General features: G+C 67.8%; 12 protein-coding genes and 2 pseudogenes. 8 read left to right on the forward strand and 6 right to left on the reverse strand.

Features of this window, described 5'->3' with window-relative positions:
* The first annotated feature begins 98 nt into the window (after positions 1-98).
* Genes OG747_RS41380 through OG747_RS41390 form a run of 3 tightly spaced genes read left to right on the forward strand, consistent with a single transcriptional unit; the run spans position 99 to position 5,714 of the window.
* Complete coding sequence (locus tag OG747_RS41380; protein ID WP_405884479.1) at positions 99-1,424, forward strand: hypothetical protein; 1,326 nt, start codon at positions 99-101, stop codon at positions 1,422-1,424.
* A 4-nt stretch (positions 1,425-1,428) separates the two neighbouring features.
* Positions 1,429-3,795 (forward strand): hypothetical protein, encoded by a 2,367-nt coding sequence (locus OG747_RS41385; protein ID WP_405884480.1) that lies wholly within the window; start codon positions 1,429-1,431, stop codon positions 3,793-3,795.
* Complete coding sequence (locus OG747_RS41390; protein WP_405884481.1) at positions 3,792-5,714, forward strand: DUF2357 domain-containing protein; 1,923 nt, start codon at positions 3,792-3,794, stop codon at positions 5,712-5,714. Before OG747_RS41385 ends, OG747_RS41390 begins: the two co-directional genes overlap by 4 nt.
* 964 nt (positions 5,715-6,678) lie before the next feature.
* Here the strand turns inward: OG747_RS41390 and OG747_RS41395 are convergent.
* Both OG747_RS41395 and OG747_RS41400 read right to left on the reverse strand, forming a co-directional pair.
* Positions 6,679-7,512 (reverse strand): site-specific integrase, encoded by an 834-nt coding sequence (locus tag OG747_RS41395; RefSeq protein ID WP_405884482.1) that lies wholly within the window; start codon positions 7,510-7,512, stop codon positions 6,679-6,681.
* Positions 7,424-7,897 (reverse strand): annotated as a pseudogene (locus OG747_RS41400) (ISKra4 family transposase); the annotation flags it as partial. The gene OG747_RS41395 and the pseudogene OG747_RS41400, both read right to left, overlap by 89 nt.
* A 194-nt stretch (positions 7,898-8,091) precedes the next feature.
* On the opposite strand from OG747_RS41400, the gene OG747_RS41405 reads away from it, so the two are divergent.
* Genes OG747_RS41405 through OG747_RS41420 form a run of 4 tightly spaced genes read left to right on the forward strand, consistent with a single transcriptional unit; the run spans position 8,092 to position 12,298 of the window.
* Positions 8,092-9,201 (forward strand): tyrosine-type recombinase/integrase, encoded by a 1,110-nt coding sequence (locus OG747_RS41405; protein WP_405884483.1) that lies wholly within the window; start codon positions 8,092-8,094, stop codon positions 9,199-9,201.
* Positions 9,191-11,344 carry a tyrosine-type recombinase/integrase gene (locus tag OG747_RS41410; RefSeq protein ID WP_331765065.1) on the forward strand — a complete coding sequence of 718 codons (2,154 nt, stop codon included), beginning with the start codon at positions 9,191-9,193 and terminating at the stop codon, positions 11,342-11,344. The genes OG747_RS41405 and OG747_RS41410 overlap by 11 nt, the downstream gene beginning before the upstream one ends.
* Complete coding sequence (locus OG747_RS41415; RefSeq protein WP_331765064.1) at positions 11,341-11,781, forward strand: DUF6262 family protein; 441 nt, start codon at positions 11,341-11,343, stop codon at positions 11,779-11,781. Before OG747_RS41410 ends, OG747_RS41415 begins: the two co-directional genes overlap by 4 nt.
* A 34-nt stretch (positions 11,782-11,815) precedes the next feature.
* Positions 11,816-12,298, forward strand: a complete 483-nt coding sequence (locus OG747_RS41420) for a hypothetical protein (RefSeq protein ID WP_331765063.1) — start codon at positions 11,816-11,818, stop codon at positions 12,296-12,298.
* A 74-nt stretch (positions 12,299-12,372) separates the two neighbouring features.
* Here the strand turns inward: OG747_RS41420 and OG747_RS41425 are convergent.
* The 4 genes and pseudogenes from OG747_RS41425 to OG747_RS41440 form a co-directional block, all read right to left on the reverse strand.
* Positions 12,373-13,443: pseudogene (locus OG747_RS41425) on the reverse strand (ISKra4 family transposase); the annotation flags it as partial.
* A 68-nt stretch (positions 13,444-13,511) separates the two neighbouring features.
* Entirely contained in the window at positions 13,512-14,039 is a 528-nt protein-coding gene (locus OG747_RS41430) for a hypothetical protein (RefSeq protein WP_405884484.1), read from the reverse strand.
* A gap of 88 nt (positions 14,040-14,127) precedes the next feature.
* Positions 14,128-14,652, reverse strand: coding sequence for a hypothetical protein (locus tag OG747_RS41435; RefSeq protein ID WP_405884485.1), 525 nt, complete (start codon positions 14,650-14,652; stop codon positions 14,128-14,130).
* 103 nt (positions 14,653-14,755) lie between these two features.
* Positions 14,756-15,478: a tyrosine-type recombinase/integrase gene (locus OG747_RS41440; RefSeq protein WP_405884486.1), complete on the reverse strand. Its 723-nt coding sequence runs from the start codon at positions 15,476-15,478 to the stop codon at positions 14,756-14,758.
* A gap of 410 nt (positions 15,479-15,888) precedes the next feature.
* On the opposite strand from OG747_RS41440, the gene OG747_RS41445 reads away from it, so the two are divergent.
* Positions 15,889-16,728 carry an SAVMC3_10250 family protein gene (locus OG747_RS41445; RefSeq protein ID WP_405884487.1) on the forward strand — a complete coding sequence of 280 codons (840 nt, stop codon included), beginning with the start codon at positions 15,889-15,891 and terminating at the stop codon, positions 16,726-16,728.
* Positions 16,729-16,734: the final 6 nt, after the last annotated feature.

Genomic DNA, 16,734 nt, shown 5'->3' on the forward strand with positions numbered 1-16,734 from the left:
TCTTCCAGCTGGCCTTCCCGCCGCGGCAACGGTACCGGCCCGTCCTGCTGCCCGTGTGGGTCCACCAGGTGACAGCACCGACCGGCTACTCCCGCACCTTGGACGTGTTCCAGACCGTGGTGTTGCGCCTGTGCGCCGCCGGAGTTCCGGACGTGGGCGATATGTGCCGGCTGATCGGTCTCGACACCGCCCTGTGCCGCACAGTGATCGCCCGGCTTGTGGAGGGTCGGCTCTTGGAGCCCGGTCTTGCGCTGACCGAGGCGGGGAGACGGACCGTGGCCGAGGGAGAGGTGGCGGAGACGGACCCCCGCCTCCTGCGTGTCTTCCAGGATCCCACCTCCGGGGCGCTGCTGCCCCGCATCCTGATCGCAGATCCGGTCCGCGCGGACCTTCGGGAGCACCGTGGTCGCTGGGTCACCATCCAGTTCGGCACTGCTGGTGCGTCCAGGGAGGTCAGCGCACTGACGCTCCGGACCAACGGCACGTCGATGCGCCCGTCGGAACGGGATGTGCTCGAAGCGTGCAAAAGCCACGACTTGGCGGCTCGGGGTCTTCGCGGAGCTTCCCGCGACCGCGACAACACCGTGGTGGCGGCTCAGCGGATCGGATTCCACGGCACCGCGAACCCGGCCTACCTGGTGTGTTACGTCGTCGAGGGCGACGACGGGTCGGGGCGCATGTGGACCGTTGACGACCCATTCGCGGTGGGCGACGGGCGGCTCTTTGCCGACCTGCTGGCTATCCGCACCGAGAGCGACGAGCAGTTGGGCCGGCTGATCGACGAGTTGCTCGGAAAGATCCGCCGCGATCGGACAGTCGCTGCCCGCAAAGTCGACCGAGAACTCGCCGAGGACGCCCGCGCCGACGTCGTGCGTATTCTCGGCGAGGAGATCCGGGACCATCCGGAGGTGTTCACCCATCTCGCGGACATCGAGTTGGCGCTCGTCAAGGACACCGCGCGGGAGCGGGAGAATGCCGCACGCAACGCGATCCGCGTCTTCGAGTGCATACTTCCCGGGCTCAACGAAAGATTCCCCGCCCAACTGCAGACGTCCAGAGTGCAAGGGGTGCGCGAGCGGGCATTCGTGCTGACCGCCGAGCGCTTGGGTGCCACCTCCGTGCCACCGGACATGCGCAAATACTGCGCCAAACCGGCCAACGGTCTGGCGGGGGACGTCATCAGAGCTGTCTGGGCAGCCGGAGAGAACCCGCACCATCCTTTCGGCACGTTCATCAGGCAGCGCCCCACGCTCTTGGAAGATCTCGACCGGTCACGGATTTTGCGCAATAACGCGACGCACGGATCGACCGGTGCCCCGGCGCCCGACGAGCTGGAACACATCCGGACTCTCGCCTACGAAGCAGCCCGCCATTTGCTCGGTCTGAGCGGCGGCCGATCCACCACGAGCAAGAGAGTGAACTGACGCCATGGGCAAGAGGCAGCCGCGAACGCGTGGCAAGGTAAAGGGAGCGGTGTGGCCGGGCCAGCCAGCCGCCTCCCAGCGCACTGCGGCCACCCGTGTTCCTCAGTCGGCTCCGGCGGGATCCACCGCCGATCCGAAGGACAAGGACGGCACTGCGGCGCTGCTCACGGAGATACAGGAGGTCGCGGCCGAGGCCCAGGTGGTCCTCGCGGCAGGTGACGAGCCCGACAGCGCGGCCTCCGAGCTCGAGCGGGCCTGGCAGCTCTACCGCGCGCTCGCGAAGCGCCAGGCAGAAACCATAGACGTCCTGGCGGTACAGGGGGAGCGACTTCGTGCTCAGCGCGAGGAGCTCGATGCCACGCTCGCCCGCCAGTCCGAGGAGGCCGCAGCCCTCCAGGAACAGCGCGCGTCACTCGACGTCCGCACAGAACTCCTTGACCGCAGGGAGCGCGACCAGTCCGACCGAGAGCAAGCGGCCGAAACAGAGTTCGCAAAGCGTCGTCTGGAGGCTGGCCGAGAGCTAGAAGCCTGGCTGGCGGACCAGCGCCGGACGGCGGCGGACGCTCTCGAGGCCGAACACGAAGCCTGGCGGACCCGGTGGAGCGAGGCGCAACATCGCCTGGCGGACGCGCAGGCGGCCCTGGACCGGCGTGAGAGCGACCTCGCCCAGCGCGAGAGGGATGTGCGGTCGGCCCAGCTCCGGCTGGAAGACGAACGTGAGGACATCACGCAGCTCAAAGCCGCGCTCAGGGAGCAGCAAGTCGGCCGCGCGGAACGGATCGAGCGCGAGGTGGCAAGCCGAACCGACCAACTGCTCCAGCAGGTGGAAGAGGACCGCCGCAGGCTGGCGTCCGTCACTGAGGGAAATGCGCGCCTGAGCGCTCGCCTCGGCGCATACGACAGCGCACTGGCCTCTCTCGGCGGCATGACCCTCGAGCAGGTTGTCGAGCGCATGGCCGAACTGCGCGCGGAGAACGCTCGCCTGACGGAGGAGAACGCCACAGCACCACGCGCTGACGCGCGCCTGCTCGAGCAACTGCGGCAGCAGGTGATGCAACTGGCCGCCGACAACGAAGAACTGGTCAGGGAGCGCGGAGAGCTGGAGTCCGCCCTGCAACGTGATCGCATCGCGGTCAACGAACGCCAGAACTATCTGGAAGTCAACAACTGGCTGAGCGCGGCCAACGGCCAACTCCAGCAACTCCTCAATGAGGAAGCGGCCAAGCTCAAGGCCACCGCCCAGGTCGGCAAGGAGGGTCATGCCTTCCCGGCCTGCTCCCACATGGACCGGGAGTTCGGCACGCCGTGGCCGTCCGACCCACACACGCCGGAACTGGCCGAACTCGTGCGCCAGATGCAGGCGGTCATCCGGCAGAAGGCCAGCCTCTCCTATGGTCTGTCAGAGCTGCGCCTAGTCCTGGCAGGCATGGCGATGAGCCGCCTGCACCTGTTCCAGGGCATCAGTGGTATCGGTAAGACCGGCCTGGCCCGTGCACTCGCCGCCGCCTTCGGCAGCGACAACAGCGTGGCCGTGGTCCCCGTCCAGGCCGGCTGGCGTGACCCGCAGGACCTGATGGGCTACTACAATAGCTTCGACCGGATCTTCTATGAATCCGAGTTCACCAAGGCTCTTTACCGCGCTCAGTGCCCCGCCTTCAAGGACCGGCCTTTCTTCATCGTCCTCGACGAGATGAACCTCTCTCATCCCGAGCAGTACTTCAGCGGAGTGCTGTCGGCGCTCGCCATCAAGGACCGGCCCAGACTGGCGCTGACCACGGCGCCGGTCAGAAACCCTCCCAGCCTGCTCATTGACGGAACACACATCGCTGTTCCGGACAACGTCTGGTTCATCGGAACCGCCAACCACGACGAGACGACCGTCGGATTCGCCGACAAGACGTACGACCGGGCCTTCGTCCTGGAACTGCCCTGGCAGCACCCGGACCTCCCGGAGAGGGCGACCGCGCTGCCCGAACCCCTCGCACATCGAGGTCTCAGCCAGGCATTCACCGAAGCGCAGGCCGCTTACGGGACACAGGCCGCCGGCATCATCGACTTCCTCGACACGCACTGGCGCAGACGCTTCGCGGAGGACATGCGCATCGGCTGGGGCAACCGGCTGGAGTTGCAGATCAAGGAGTTCGCCCCCGTCGTCGTCGCCGCCGGCGGCAGTCCGGGAGAGGCACTGGACCACCTCATGGCCGCGCGGATCCTCCGCTCCGTCCGGGGACGGTACGACATCCATGCCGACACTCTCGACACGCTGCGCACCGATCTCGTCGAGAGCCTGATGCTGTTCGACAGCGCTCACGAACCCGTGGCAACGCAACGCCTGCTGGACGACGAGATTCGCTCGCGTGGTCGGCGATGAGTCGGGAAGCGACTGAGCCGGATCTCGACTCCCTTCTCGTCCGTCATCTGTTGTCGCTGTCGGTCCGTCTGGCCGAGGCCACTACGCTCGACGACTGGCTGGCCATGCCGCCGATCATTCTCGACGTGTCCGACGAGACGGAAGCGCTGCCGGTGGAAGACCTCTTCGAGCGTGAGTCCGGTGAGCTGCGTATGGTGTGTCACCGCCCGTACACGCGCCTGCGCACGGTGGAGGAGACTCTGCCGACGTCCCGGGTACGCTCCATCGCCACTGGAGCGGCGGCACGTCTGGCTGCCCGCCCGGAGGACTGGGACTCGTACACCCTTGCTGGTGTGCGGCCGAGCCGTCTCCTGGCCAGGCGCAGTGAGGAGGACGCCGACATCTACGAGAACCGGGTGGCTGTCGCCGTCCTCAACGTGATGCGGTCGCATCTGCAGCAGCGAATCGCCAAGCTGAGGGACCTGAGCAGGATGGTGGGCGATGTACATGGCCTGCTGATGTCCTCCGAGGAGAGCTCTTGGCGGGCACGACGGGAGCTGACCGGACTGTTGAGAAACGTCGAGGACTCCGGTAGGCACCAGGCGGCCGCGGAGGTGCGCCTGCGAAGACTCGAATCGTCCCTCGCGTCGGTGGAAATCATGCTGAGCTCGCCTCTGGCACGCGCGGTCGACCATCGCTCCGTACCACCCCGCGAACTGCATCCGACGAATCTGTTCAGCAGCGACCCGCACTACCGACGGGTGGCCCTGCTCTGGCAGGCATGCACCGCGATCGAGGCCGTGCGTCCCGGGGCCGCCGAAGTGGCCCGCCGCCGACAGCAAGTCCGCATCGGCTTCGAACGTTTCACCGCTCTCCTTCTGCTACTCGCCTGCAAGCTGCTCAAGGCTGCACCGGAGGCCGACCAGCCGGCTCCCGCCCCTGGCCGCACCACCCGCTTCCGCATGCGGGGCGCGCCGTTGACGGTCACCTGGTCCCGGACAGGCGAGTTCACCCTGCACTGGCGTGGACAGCGGGCGCTGAGCGTCCTGCCTGTCACGACCGACCTGTGCGCAGCTCCCGACCTTGCCTCGGTCGCAGACATCCGCCGTAACCGACCGCCTGCCGAGGACGACAACGACCTCATCGTCCATCCGGGCCTGCTTCAACCGCGGCAGAACGCGGAAACTGACGTGGTCCAGTCCGCGTATCGGATCGGGCACCGCGACAGCGTCGCGCCCGAGCATGGCGCCGACGTGGCCCCCCTGTCCCCACTGGACATTTTCAGTGTCAGCCGTTTGGTGCGGGCCATCCAGTGGGCGACCCTGGGCGCCGACGCGCGCCAATATCCCCACACTGTGCCCATGTCCACAGGCGAACGGTCCGTTCTCGCGGACTGCGGCTGGCTCGAAGCCCGCCCCGACGGCGTCGCGGTCGTGCGTGCCGCGCGTCCGGAGGAGTTGGACCGGCTTCCCACGCTGCTAAAAGGAACCCGAGGGCGCCGCGGCGGCGGGCGGGCAGCCCAGCACGAAGCCCAGAGGCTGCGCACCGTGTACACGGCGGTGGAAGACGCAGCCACCAAGACCGAGCTTCTCGAAGTGTGCCCGGTCTGTGTCAAGACGGGAGCGCAGCGCCAGACAGTGTTCGAGCCTCGTGCGGATGGCCTGTTCGCTGCAGCCTGTTCCTCATGCCGCACCCGGTGGGAACTCCGCCGTTGCGTTGCTTGTGGCCACAAGTTTCCGTTGCTCGACCCGGTTGGCCTTGCCGTTGCCGGTGCCCACGAACCTGACCTGGACCGCCGTGTCGGCGGTTCCTTTCTGGCGGTTCCGTGCTGGGCTGCGAGTCGCCCTGGCCAGTACATATGCCCAGCCTGTAGCACTTGTGGTGAGACGAGCCGAGTCACTTCCTGCCCACGCGGATGTTCATCTCGGGCGCCGTCCTGAGGCTACAAGTGGTGGACTGATGCCGGGTGGAAGTCAAGCAACGATGGTGTCCTGTCGGCATGTGATGGCGTCCCACCGGGTGGTGTAGCCGATCAAGGCGCCGGAATCCGCAGGTCAGTGACGGTGGCTCGCCCGACCAGGCGTTCAACTCGCCTCAGCAGGGCGCCTCGTGGACTGCTGGGTCTGCGGAGATCGTCAGGAGCCTCGTACCGGAACGCGTAACGCTTGATCCCCTACACTACGACGCGGGACACGACCCGGCATGCAGTCAACCGACATGTGGAACACAGGAGGTAGCCTCGCACGCTCAGGGAGGGCGGACAGGTTCGGTACGGCGTGTGCGTCAGGTGATGCTGTGCGATCGAGCTCGGCGCGCCACCGTCGGCGCCGATCTTCGTACGGCAAACTGGCACTTCCCCGCCGGGGTGTATGGGATGGTTTTCTGGAGAGTCTCGGCGTCGTTGCGTGCCTGATCCCGGGCTTTTTCGCTCCGCGGTTCGTCCGCCACTGCGCCGCGGCGATCGGGCCTGTGTCTCGACGAAAGCCACGCCCTCGTGCTCGGCGGTGACCGCTTTCAGGCCAGCCAGCGCGAGATATCCGCGCTGTCCCAGTCGCCGGTAGTCCTCAACCGCTCCTCGATATTGGTCCTCAAGCGCTGCGCACTCCTTCTTCGCGGAGGCCATGGCTTCGGCCAGAGCGCCGAGCTCGGCCGAAATCTTCTTGGCCGGTTGTGGTTGCTGTCCAACGGGGCTTTTGCTGGCGCGAGCTCCTTGGCCGCGGTTTCGAGTTCGGCCAGCACCTTGTCCACGCCCGCTCGCGACGAAGCGTGATGCGCCAGTTCCTGGGCCCAGTAGGGAGTGCCTCGCGGCTCGCGCTCTGGGGCTCGCGCTGGGGGTCAAGGGGTCGCAGGTTCAAATCCTGTCGTCCCGACCATGCTTTTAGCAGGTCGGAGGCCGTTCTCTCACTAACGAGAGGGCGGCCTTTCGCGCGTCCGGAGCCATGGTGGTCGCAGTGTGGTCGCACGTCCAGTCTGTGGGTGGTCGGCTGCGGCGCTGAAGCCGGGGACAGCGGGGGAGCGGAGCCGGCGCACAACCTCGCGGAGCCGGTGGATGTGGTCGCGTGGTGGTCGCAGCCACGACGCATGGTCCGTGCGGCGGCTGGCCTTCTCGGTTCCGGTGAGGGTCTGGTCGATGGTGTCGACGGCCTCGCGGGCTGCCTGCCGGGTGAGGTGGCTGTAGATGTTCGCGGTGGTCGACAGGGTGGAGTGCCGCAGCGTCTTGGAGACGACGGTGAGCGGCACGCCGGCGGTGATGGTGATGGTGGCGGCCAGGTGGCGCAGGTCGTGGACCGTGATCCGCGGGACGCCGGCCTCTTCGGACAGTTGATGGAGACGGTCGAGGACCTGGTGCGGGCCGAGCGGTCGGCCGTCGGGGCGGCAGAAGACGAGACCGGTGAACGGGTCGTCAGGATCACCGCACGTGCGGGGCGTTGTTCCTGCGTGGTGCCGGAGGGCGGTGGCGACGCGGGGTGAGATGGCCACCCAGCCGCGGCTCGACCGGGTCTTCGGTGTGGTGATGACGAGGCGGTTGTTGTCGATCGCGGAGAGGGTGCAGCGCACGTAGAGGACGCCTTCCGCCAGGTGGACGTCGTCCCAGTGCAGACCGAGGGCTTCCCCTTTGGGTGCGGATCCTCTGAAGTGACCGTCGGGTTCAAGCGGTGAGGGTGTAGTTCTGCTGGTCAGGGCTGGGGTAGAGGCGTTGATGTTCGCGGGCCGCGTGGAATTTCCAGTAGTCCTCAAAGTCGCCGTTCGTGATCAATGCGCGGAGTTGGAGGACAGCTTCGGCGCCGTCGAGTCCCCAGCGGGCGCCGGTGATATCGAGGCGGTCGGCGATCAGATGTCGGCAGGCGCCTTCGACGGCGCCGGTCGCGATCGGCCAGCCGGCCGCGAGTGCGGTGTCGTAGTGGAGCTGGTTGAGGTGGCCGGTGAGGTAGCGGTGACAGGTGGTGACTGCCTCGCGGCGGGCGGCGGGAAGTTGTTCGGCTGCGGCCTGCGCGGACATCTCGGTGGCGGCGCGCTCGGCGTGTCCTGCGAGGATCGCGGTGAGTTTGTCCGCGGCCCAGGTTTCCGCCTCGCGGCTGCCGACCGGGTGGAAGGCGTGCGCGGCCGTCCAGCAGTACTCGGCTTATCAACGGGAGCTCTCTGACTCTCTCCTACGTCAACGACGAGCGTGACGCGCGGTGGTTCTCCCTCGTTGTTTCAGTGCTATCGACGGGGTTTCTTCAACGAGAGTGAACGAGCGTGGCGTACAGCATCACGGCCAAGCCACCAAGCGGAGGCCGAACTTGGACAGTCGTCGACGACGCGTACCGGACAGTGGTGCCGGTTCAGGAGTGGCTGGAAGCCCATCGGGCCGAGTGGTCACCGAACACGGTCCGCTCCTATGCCACCGCGCTCGCGCAGTGGTGGAGCTTCCTGGAACAGCGTGATGACGCCGCCGCATGGCGTGACCTGGGGGTTCCGGCGGTATCAGCCTATCTGTCGTGGCTACGCAACGGCCGGTCCGCAGCACTTCTCCCGACCGCTGATGGGACCGTCCCGCAGGACACGACGCTGGAGTCCCGGCTCGCCGCGCTGATCTCCTTCTACCGATGGCAGGACGCGGTGCACGAGGTACCGGTCGCCAAGCGGCTGCTGCGCGGCACCCCACGGCGCATCCCGGCCCGCGGGCTGCTCGCGCATTTGAACGTCGGCATGCCCGCCGGGCCTTCCTCGCTGGTACGGGTGCGCAAGACCAGGCGCCGCGACCGGCCGCCGATCCTGTTACCCCAGCAGATCCAGGCGATCCTCGACGGCTGCGCAATCTGGGACGACGTACGCGGCGAGTGGGTCGGTAACCTGCGCGACCGGTTCCTGTTCGCGCTGCTCGCGGACAGCGGGATGCGCATCGGTGAGGTGCTGGGCCTGCGAATTCGCGACTTCGTCATGGGGCAGGGGGCAACTCCGCATGTGGAGATCGTGCCGCGTGAGGACAACACGAATGGTGCCCGGGTGAAGATGATGCGGGCCCGGCGCGTCTACGTCGGCGCTGATCTGGAGCGTCTCTACGCCGACTATCTGACTCATCTTGCCCTGCGGGCCGCTGAGTTGGGGATGCCTATCTCTGCGGATGACTCCCTGTTCGTCAACCTGCAGCGTCCTCCCTTCCTGGCCGCGCTGCGGGAGGGTACGGTCCGCGACAAGATCGACGCGCTCAAGCGCCGCGGCCTTGGCCCCAAGGACTGGAGCGCGCACTGGTTCCGGCACAGCCACGCCACCGCCCTGCTGCTGGCAGGTACGGCGGACTGGGTGGTTTCCCGGCGACTCGGGCACGCACACGTCCAGACCACTTTGGACCTCTACGGTTGGGTCAGCGAGGACGAGGCCCTGCGGGCGGCAGCGAACTGGAAGACGTACACCGCGGGATGGCGGACCGAGCATGACCGGTGACCGCACGGCACGACTGCGACTGGTCCCCACGTCCGTCGCCGATCCAGTAACCCGGATCCTTGCGGATCTGCCGCCCCAGTGGCACAGCACGGTCATCGGTCCCGGCATTGGCAATTGGGAGTCGATGGCCGAAGCGGGGCGGGGCCGCGCGGTGCACCTCCACGGGGTTCCCGAGCGGCTCCGCAACGAGCTGGCGTGGATGGCGCACTGGCAGCACCGGGACGGGATGAAGGTCGCGGTCGATGTGGTCAACCAGTTCGCGTCCGTCCTGGCCTGGGCCGCCGAAAGTGAATATCCGCTGCCGCACTCCCTGGCCTGGGTCGAGAAGACGGAACTCCTGCGACTGCATGGCATCTGGTTCCACCACCAGCACGGTCGGCTGCCAGCGGCCGACAAGGGCCGGCGCGCCCGCCTGGAGCGCCTGCTCGGCTATCCGCGCCTGGCACTGACGGCCCGTCTGCACGACGGCATCTGGTGGGAGATGGATACCTGGCACCCGCGCTGCGATCCGCGCATTCCGCTGCGGGAGCGCGAACCGTGCCGATCGGTTGGGTGCTCCCCAGGGGCGGCGCGGCTGCCATGGGTGCGGAACGCGATCAAGTGGCACCTCGGCACCCTCCTCGAGGCCGGGACGATCACCTGGTCGACCCTGACAGGCCAGCGAAGCCCGGCCCTACTGCGCTTCGCACGTTGGTTGGAGATCCTCGATGATCCGGCCGAGGCGATCCGCGACGCGGCTCAGGCCGGGAGCTTCGCCGCCGCCTTCCGGCGCTGGGCCTGCGAGCCAGGTCACCGGTCCTCGGTGAACCGCCCACCTGAGAAGGTCTCCACCAACAAGGTCAATCTGGATGTCTGGGCCATCGCTGAACTGATGACCTTGCTCATCGACCACCGCCATGAGGCTGCGCAGGTCCTGGGTCCCTCGCCCTGGGACGAGTTGACCGAGGCGCATCCCGCGATCTGGCTGCGGCAACGCACCCGACTGCGACGCCATCAGCCCGTCGCCGACGAGACCCACTATGTCGATGATCATGCCCTGGCGCAGATCACCACCTGTCTTCCCGTGCTCGCCGAGCCGAGCACCCGAACGACTACCGTCACCCGCGACGGCCTGGTGCACGAGCTTCCCGGCCAGGACGATCCCCAGCTGATGCGGATGCTCCTGCTGCAGATTCTCACCGGCCGCCGGGCCAGCGAGATCTGCCTCTGCACCTTCGACTGTCTCTCCCCGGCCACCGCCGCGGCCGTCCAGGCCGCGGAAGGGGAAGCCGTCGCCCGGTTCCACTACGGCCAGAGCAAGATCGACGAGGCGCCGGACAACATCCTGATCGACGCGGAGGCCGTCGCCATCATCGAAGAACAACGGCAGTGGCTGCGCGAACGGTTCCCCGAAGGGGCCCCGCCGCACCTCTTCCCGCAGAAGCGTGCCAACGCCCACGGAACGAAGCCCTACGGCAACTCCAACTACGGCCGGGCATTGGGGCTGTTCAGCGATCTGACACAGATCACCGACGCAGCCGGGCGTCCGATCCGCCTTAGCCACACCCACCGCTTCCGGCACACCAAACTGACCAAACTCGCCGAGCTCGGCCTGCCCGTCCACGTCCTGCAACGGTACGCGGGGCACTCCACACCGACGATGTCCATGCACTACGTCGCACGCCGGGAGGAGCACGCCGAGCAGGCGTTCCTGGCCACCCGCAAGTTCAAAGCCGACGGCACCCGCGTGGTCTTCTCCCAGGAGGACCACGACTCGCTGCACCTACTGGACCGCGCCGACCGATTCCTGCCCAACGGCTACTGCCTGCTGCCGCCCCTCCAGAAGTGCGAGAAGGGCAATGCCTGCCTGACCTGCGGCGTCTTCGTCACCGACGACAGCCATCTGGACATCTTGGAACGGCAGTTGGCCGAGACGACCACACTGATGGAACGGAACACCACACGCTTCCAGCAGCGGCACGGCCGGCCCATGCCCGACGACAACGTCTGGCTCCTCCAGCGCCGAGCCGAACGCGAGGCCCTCGTCAAGCTCCTGGGCGCGATGCGAGCCAACCTCGGCCGCGCGATCCAGGGGGCCGGCAGCCCCAGCACCCCTACCCCCGTCTCTATCGACCTGACCCGCCACCGGAAGCCACAACCATGAACGACCAGCGGCAACGCCGTATCGACACCCTGAGCCAGGCCGCCCGCCGCAAGTCCGAGGCCAAGACGAAAGCCGCCGAGACCGCCATCCGCACCCTGGTCAAGCGCGGCAAGTCCGTGACCTTCCAGTCCATCCAACGCGAGGCGGGCGTCTCACACTCCTTCCTCTACACCCACCCCACCCTGCGCGAACGCATCGAACACCTCCGGCGTCAGCACCAGGCCGCAGCCGCTCCAGCTCCAGCCGCGGCCGGAGCCACAGAGAGCAACATCGTCCTCGCCCTCACCGCAGAGATCACACGACTGAAGAAACAACTCCGCGACAACGACAAGGCATTGCGGGATGCCCTCGCCCAGGCACACGGCGAGAATCTCGACCTCCGACGCGAACTCGCCCGCCGTGGTCTGCCACGGACGGCCCCCGCCGAAACGGAGTAGCGGCCAGCCACCGCCATGCCGCAGGATCAGCCTCGTGGAGACAGTGGTGCAGTGGGTCCGCACGTCATGGACCAAACAATCCCGCGGCGGGCTCGAAGCCGCGCGTCGGAACGCGACCCCGACGGCTTTTCCGCTGCCGCTCGGCTCGCCACCCTTCATGCACGAGGTTCGGATGGACGAAGCCGGAGACTTCCAGCCCCGGGCTGTGACGCACGACAGCATGCCCGACTCCAGCACGGACGCCGGCGTGCTCTTGCGGGAAGTCGACGGACTGCTGCGGGTTCAGCTGGTCGCCACGCCATTCGGCATGCCACGCAGATCGCGGCGTCCTCCGGCTGTTCGCCTCGCCCGCGGAGAGTGGCTCCGCTGGCAGATCAACTACCGCTTTACCGGTTCATGCGGCGGCGAATGGACCTACCGACTCGACACGCTCAACATCGTCCATGGCCCGGCACAGCCCGACCTCTTCCTCGGCATCCCCACCCGCCACGTCAATGAACTTTCCAGCCTGCGCTGACGCTACCTGGCAGCAATCTCATCAACGTTCTGAAGTGCAAGAACGCCGCATCAGAAGCTAAAACCCGTTGATAACTCGAAGACGTGCACGAAGTCGAGCAGAACGTGCAGGCGGATGCCGCGGCGGGCGGCTTCGGTGTGGATCAGGTCGAGTTGGTGGCGGGCGCCGTCGACGAGCACGAGCCAGGCCCGCAGGTGCTGTGGGTCGCGGGCCTCGGCCTGGTCGAAGGCGTCGGCGACGACTTGCTCGGGAGGTCGGATCACTGAGGCGGTGCACCATTTCCGCTCGGCTTTCGGGCCCGGCCTCGCTGGTCGGGCTTCGCTGCGGCCGCCGGGCGGATGGACGATGTCGTGCGGTCGGCGTGGGGCGGGAGCGGTGTCGAAGATGCAGGCCACGGTCGCCATGCGTTTGCGGTTGGGTTTCTCGCCCGGTGCCAGGCGGCCGCGTCGCCCGGCTGCCGCTGTCTTGGTTGCGGCCCGGCGGGTGGCTTCGCGCAGGGCTTCAGGGCGCATCACTATGCCCTTGCCGTCGATCTGGATGACCAGTGGCATTTCGCGGGTGCACGGGGTGGGGATTTTCGCCGTGTAGTAGGCGGCGATGTCGACGGCGGCGGCGACCACCAGTTCTTTGAGGCGGCGCTTGCCGAGTACTCTTCCGCACCGACGCTCGACCGCGGCAGTGGCCTGGTCGAACGAACCGCGCACCGCCTCCAGGACCGCGAGCCGGGCTAAGCCGCGTGAGTGTCGGCCGGCGGGCAGCGACAGCTTCTCGTCCGCCGGGTGCACGTTGGCAACGCCTCGGCCGCGATAGGCGATCCGGGTCACCCGCACCGGCCCGAACACACAGGTCAGCAGGCGAGGGTGGCCCATCTCTCGCCAGGTCCGCGGCTGTCCTTCCGGACCGAGTACCAGCGGCTGCCCTCCGTCCGCTCGCACCGCTTCCTCCTCCTTCCTGGCTCGCTGATCGAGGTGGTTCTGCATCAACTGCCGCAGCAGTTCGCGTCCCAACTGTTCGAGCTGGGCCTCGAGTTCGTCGTGGGGCAAGTCTGATGCCGGGCCGTCAGCCAGCGTCGAGATGAGGCGTTCGAAGGCATCGCGGGAGGCGGAGTATGGATCAGGCTCGGGTAAGGCGTCGTACGGTTCCATCGAGGGCTCTTCTTCGGGAGTGATTCGTTTTGGTTGGCACCTACGAATCTACGGAGAAGAGCCCTTGGTCACTGGGAGTTGACCCGGTCTCGCCCCGGGCCCCGGCGGGCGAGGGTGAACTGTCCCGGCGCGTCCTCGTCCAGCCAGCCCCGCTCCACCAGCCGCTTCAGTTTTCCCCGGGTCCCCTCGATCTTCCCGGTCGTCGTCGGCAGACCGATCCGCGGCACGATCTGCTTGGCCTTCACCGGTCCCGGCGCGTCAGCGATGACCTCCACGATGTCCCGGTAGACATCCGGCAATACCGCCACGAGCAGGCCCTCCCGCCACGGCGGCACCATCATCACCCCGACGCCATGGGGCGCCGATGTCTCGTTCGCCTCCGGCGCATCCCCCGCCACATCATGCGGTTCGGCCTCCACGGCCGACAGTTCCGCCAGCACCTGCGCGACGGTCTCCCGCGTGATCTCCAACCGCGACAGATCCTCCCGCGCCTTCTCCAGGCGGAGGGCCAACTCGGCCGCCTCAGCCTGGAGTCCCTCCACTCGCTGCCGAGCCGCGGCCTCCCGCACCTGCAGCTCTTCCGGCAAAGACGCCATGGCGATCCACCTCCACCACCACGGTAGAGACGGGCAGCCCCGAACACAGCCCCAATCAGCTCGAAGCCCCAGCGACCGTGTCAGCCGATCACGGGCATTCCCGATCCGGGCCGCCGTCGAGCACAGCCACAAGATCCTCAAGGATCCCAACGAACTCCGCCCTTGGGATCTCCGCCACGAAGACCTCGCCCGCATCCTCCGGATGCTTGATCAGATGCTCCTCACGCCAGAACTGAAGAGTGAGCACCAAGCGGTCCGTGTCGCAAAAGACGTGAGCCGTCACGTTGTCAGTCGTGGGCCCCCAGCTCAGGACGCGGAACTGGCTGCGAAGCTCGTACTCGGCTTCGGTCTCGTCATCACTCCCGGCACGGTGCATAAGTCGCCGGTGCGTGGCTTGAGGGGACAGTCCCTCGAACGGCAGCGGAGAGCCCTGCCCGGAACGCAGCCAGACGGCCGTGTCCAGCACGTCCCGGCGAAACTGGCTGACGAAAGACAAGTTGTCGTCGCAGGTCAGCAACTTCCCTGCAGCCCACAGGTCCACCCGACGCAACGCGTCGTCCCACTCCCCGACCTCGGCCGCGAACCTGTTCTTGTCTCCCAGAAGTACGGTCACGTCGGGACCTTGGCAGGCCCAGTGCTCATTCGCAAGCAAGCTCCGACTGAGCGACGAAGGTACGCGTGACCTCCTCGCCGCTGCCCACTTCAGCGACGGCCGTTTAGCCCTTCACTTCAGAGGATCCGCACCCTTCCCCTTTGCGCATGCCGGTACCGATGAGGAACTCGAACAGGTCGGCCATCTCGGGGTCGGCCCGGTGGCAGTGGGCGAGGAAGCGGGCCGCCTCCTCCGCCGTCCAGATCCGCCGTTCCGGCGACGGCGGCCGGCGCAGGACCGGGGGACTGCCCGGGTTGTGGGGGAGGCGGTATTGACGGACGGCGTCGCCGAGGGCGCTAGAAAGGGTGGCCAGGCAGCGGTAGAGAGTGGTGCGGCCGCGGCCGGCGGCGAGCTGGCAGGTGACGTAGGCCGAGATGTGCCGGTGGGCGAGCTGGTCGAGCTTGAGGGTGCCGAAGGCGGGGACGAGGTCGTTGCAGACGTAGTCGCGGTAGCGGGCCATCGTGGTCGGCTTTAGCACCAGGGCCTTCGCGTCCAGCCACGCCTCCAGGTATGAGGCGACGGTCTGGCTCGGATCGGCGTTGTACCCGCCGGCCTCGCCCTCGAGGAACCGGCTCAGAGCCTGCTCGGCCGTGTCCTGGCTGGAGAATCCGCCCCGGCGCACCGTGGTGCGGCGGTGGTCTGGGGCGGGGACGTCGACGGCGAAGCTCCAGGCGCCGTGCTGACTGTCAGTGATCAGGTGAGGGCAGTGGGTGCCGAGCTGGTGATGCTGGGTGTCCCGGCAGCCGCAGCGGCGGTAGATGCGGCCGCGGCCGACGCTGGTACGCATGGGGATCGCCTCCGGGAGGCGGAGGGAAATGGATGCTTCCAGCCTGCGACCACAGGCGACCACGATGCCTTCCAGAGGCATGTGACCAGCGAGTTTCCCTTGTCGGCGCGCTAAGGGATCCGGAGACGCCCAGGATCTTTCGTCTGCTGGCGGTGCAGGCGAGACACCCTTCTGGCGGACCGCGACTTCACAAGCCTGACGGGCCCACGGGAAGGCCGCCCCTGTACGCGCGAGTGGAACCCGGTCACGATCACCGGTGACGGTGTCCGGCAGGGTCGGCGCGTCCCTGGTCGGCGACCTACGGCAACCCGTGCGAACTGCGGGCCCGCACGGCGGACGGTACGGTCTTCGCGTTCTGACGGAACCCCAGGAACGGTTGTCCTCAGGGACACCCGACACCGGCCCTCCTGGTGAATTCAGGCCGGTCCGGTGCCTCGCGGCCCGTATGGTGGAGGCGACGGCTTCCGCGTACCAGCAGGGCCGAGCGACCGGACTTGGGGGCCCGATTGCGCGACGTCATTTATTTGTCCGTGGGCAAGCTGCAGCAGTTCCTGCCGGAGCCGCGCCGCGCGCCCCGCGCCGGGGCGGTGCGCCTGTCCACACCGTTCGGCGTCGGGGTCGACGTGGACGCGCAGGCCGCCGACGGCGAGCACGGACGGATGCGGCATCTGCAGCAGGTGCAGAAGCATCTGGAGGAGTCGGCGCTCTGGTACGAGGAGCCTGGCCTCCGCCCCGGCCTGTGGGTGCAGTTCGAGGTACCCATGCGCTGCGTCACGCTCCGCGGGGCCTACCGGGACCTGCTGCTCTTCGTCGACTCCGGGCCGGGCTCCGGCGGCGGTGGAGGCGCCAGCTGCCGCCTGTTGCTGCACGGCTCCGCCCAACACCTGCTGGGCTGGACGCCCCAGCTCACCGACGGCCCCACGCTGAACGAGATCGGCGGCGGCGACAGCGTCGGCGCCGTCTTCCTCACCAGGGCCGGACAGGTTGTCGAGGCGCTCTCCCCCGACTCCGATCCCGGCGCCGCCGCGCCCGCCGACGCGGCCTCGGCGTCACCCTTGGCCCCCGCCCTGAGCGCCGCGGGCATCCGTGACCTGCTGCGTGCCCTCGACGCCAGCCACGATGGCATCGACACCACCGCCCCGATGACCGGATACGCCCGCGTCACGGCACTGCTCCCCGAGCGGGATGGAGCACCTCGCTGCCTCGTGGCGAGCCCGCTCACGGTGGAGTACGTCGGAGAGACCCCCTGACCGGGG

The sequence above is a fragment of the Streptomyces sp. NBC_01384 genome, assembly GCF_045040035.1.
In the GTDB taxonomy this organism is placed as follows: domain Bacteria; phylum Actinomycetota; class Actinomycetes; order Streptomycetales; family Streptomycetaceae; genus Streptomyces.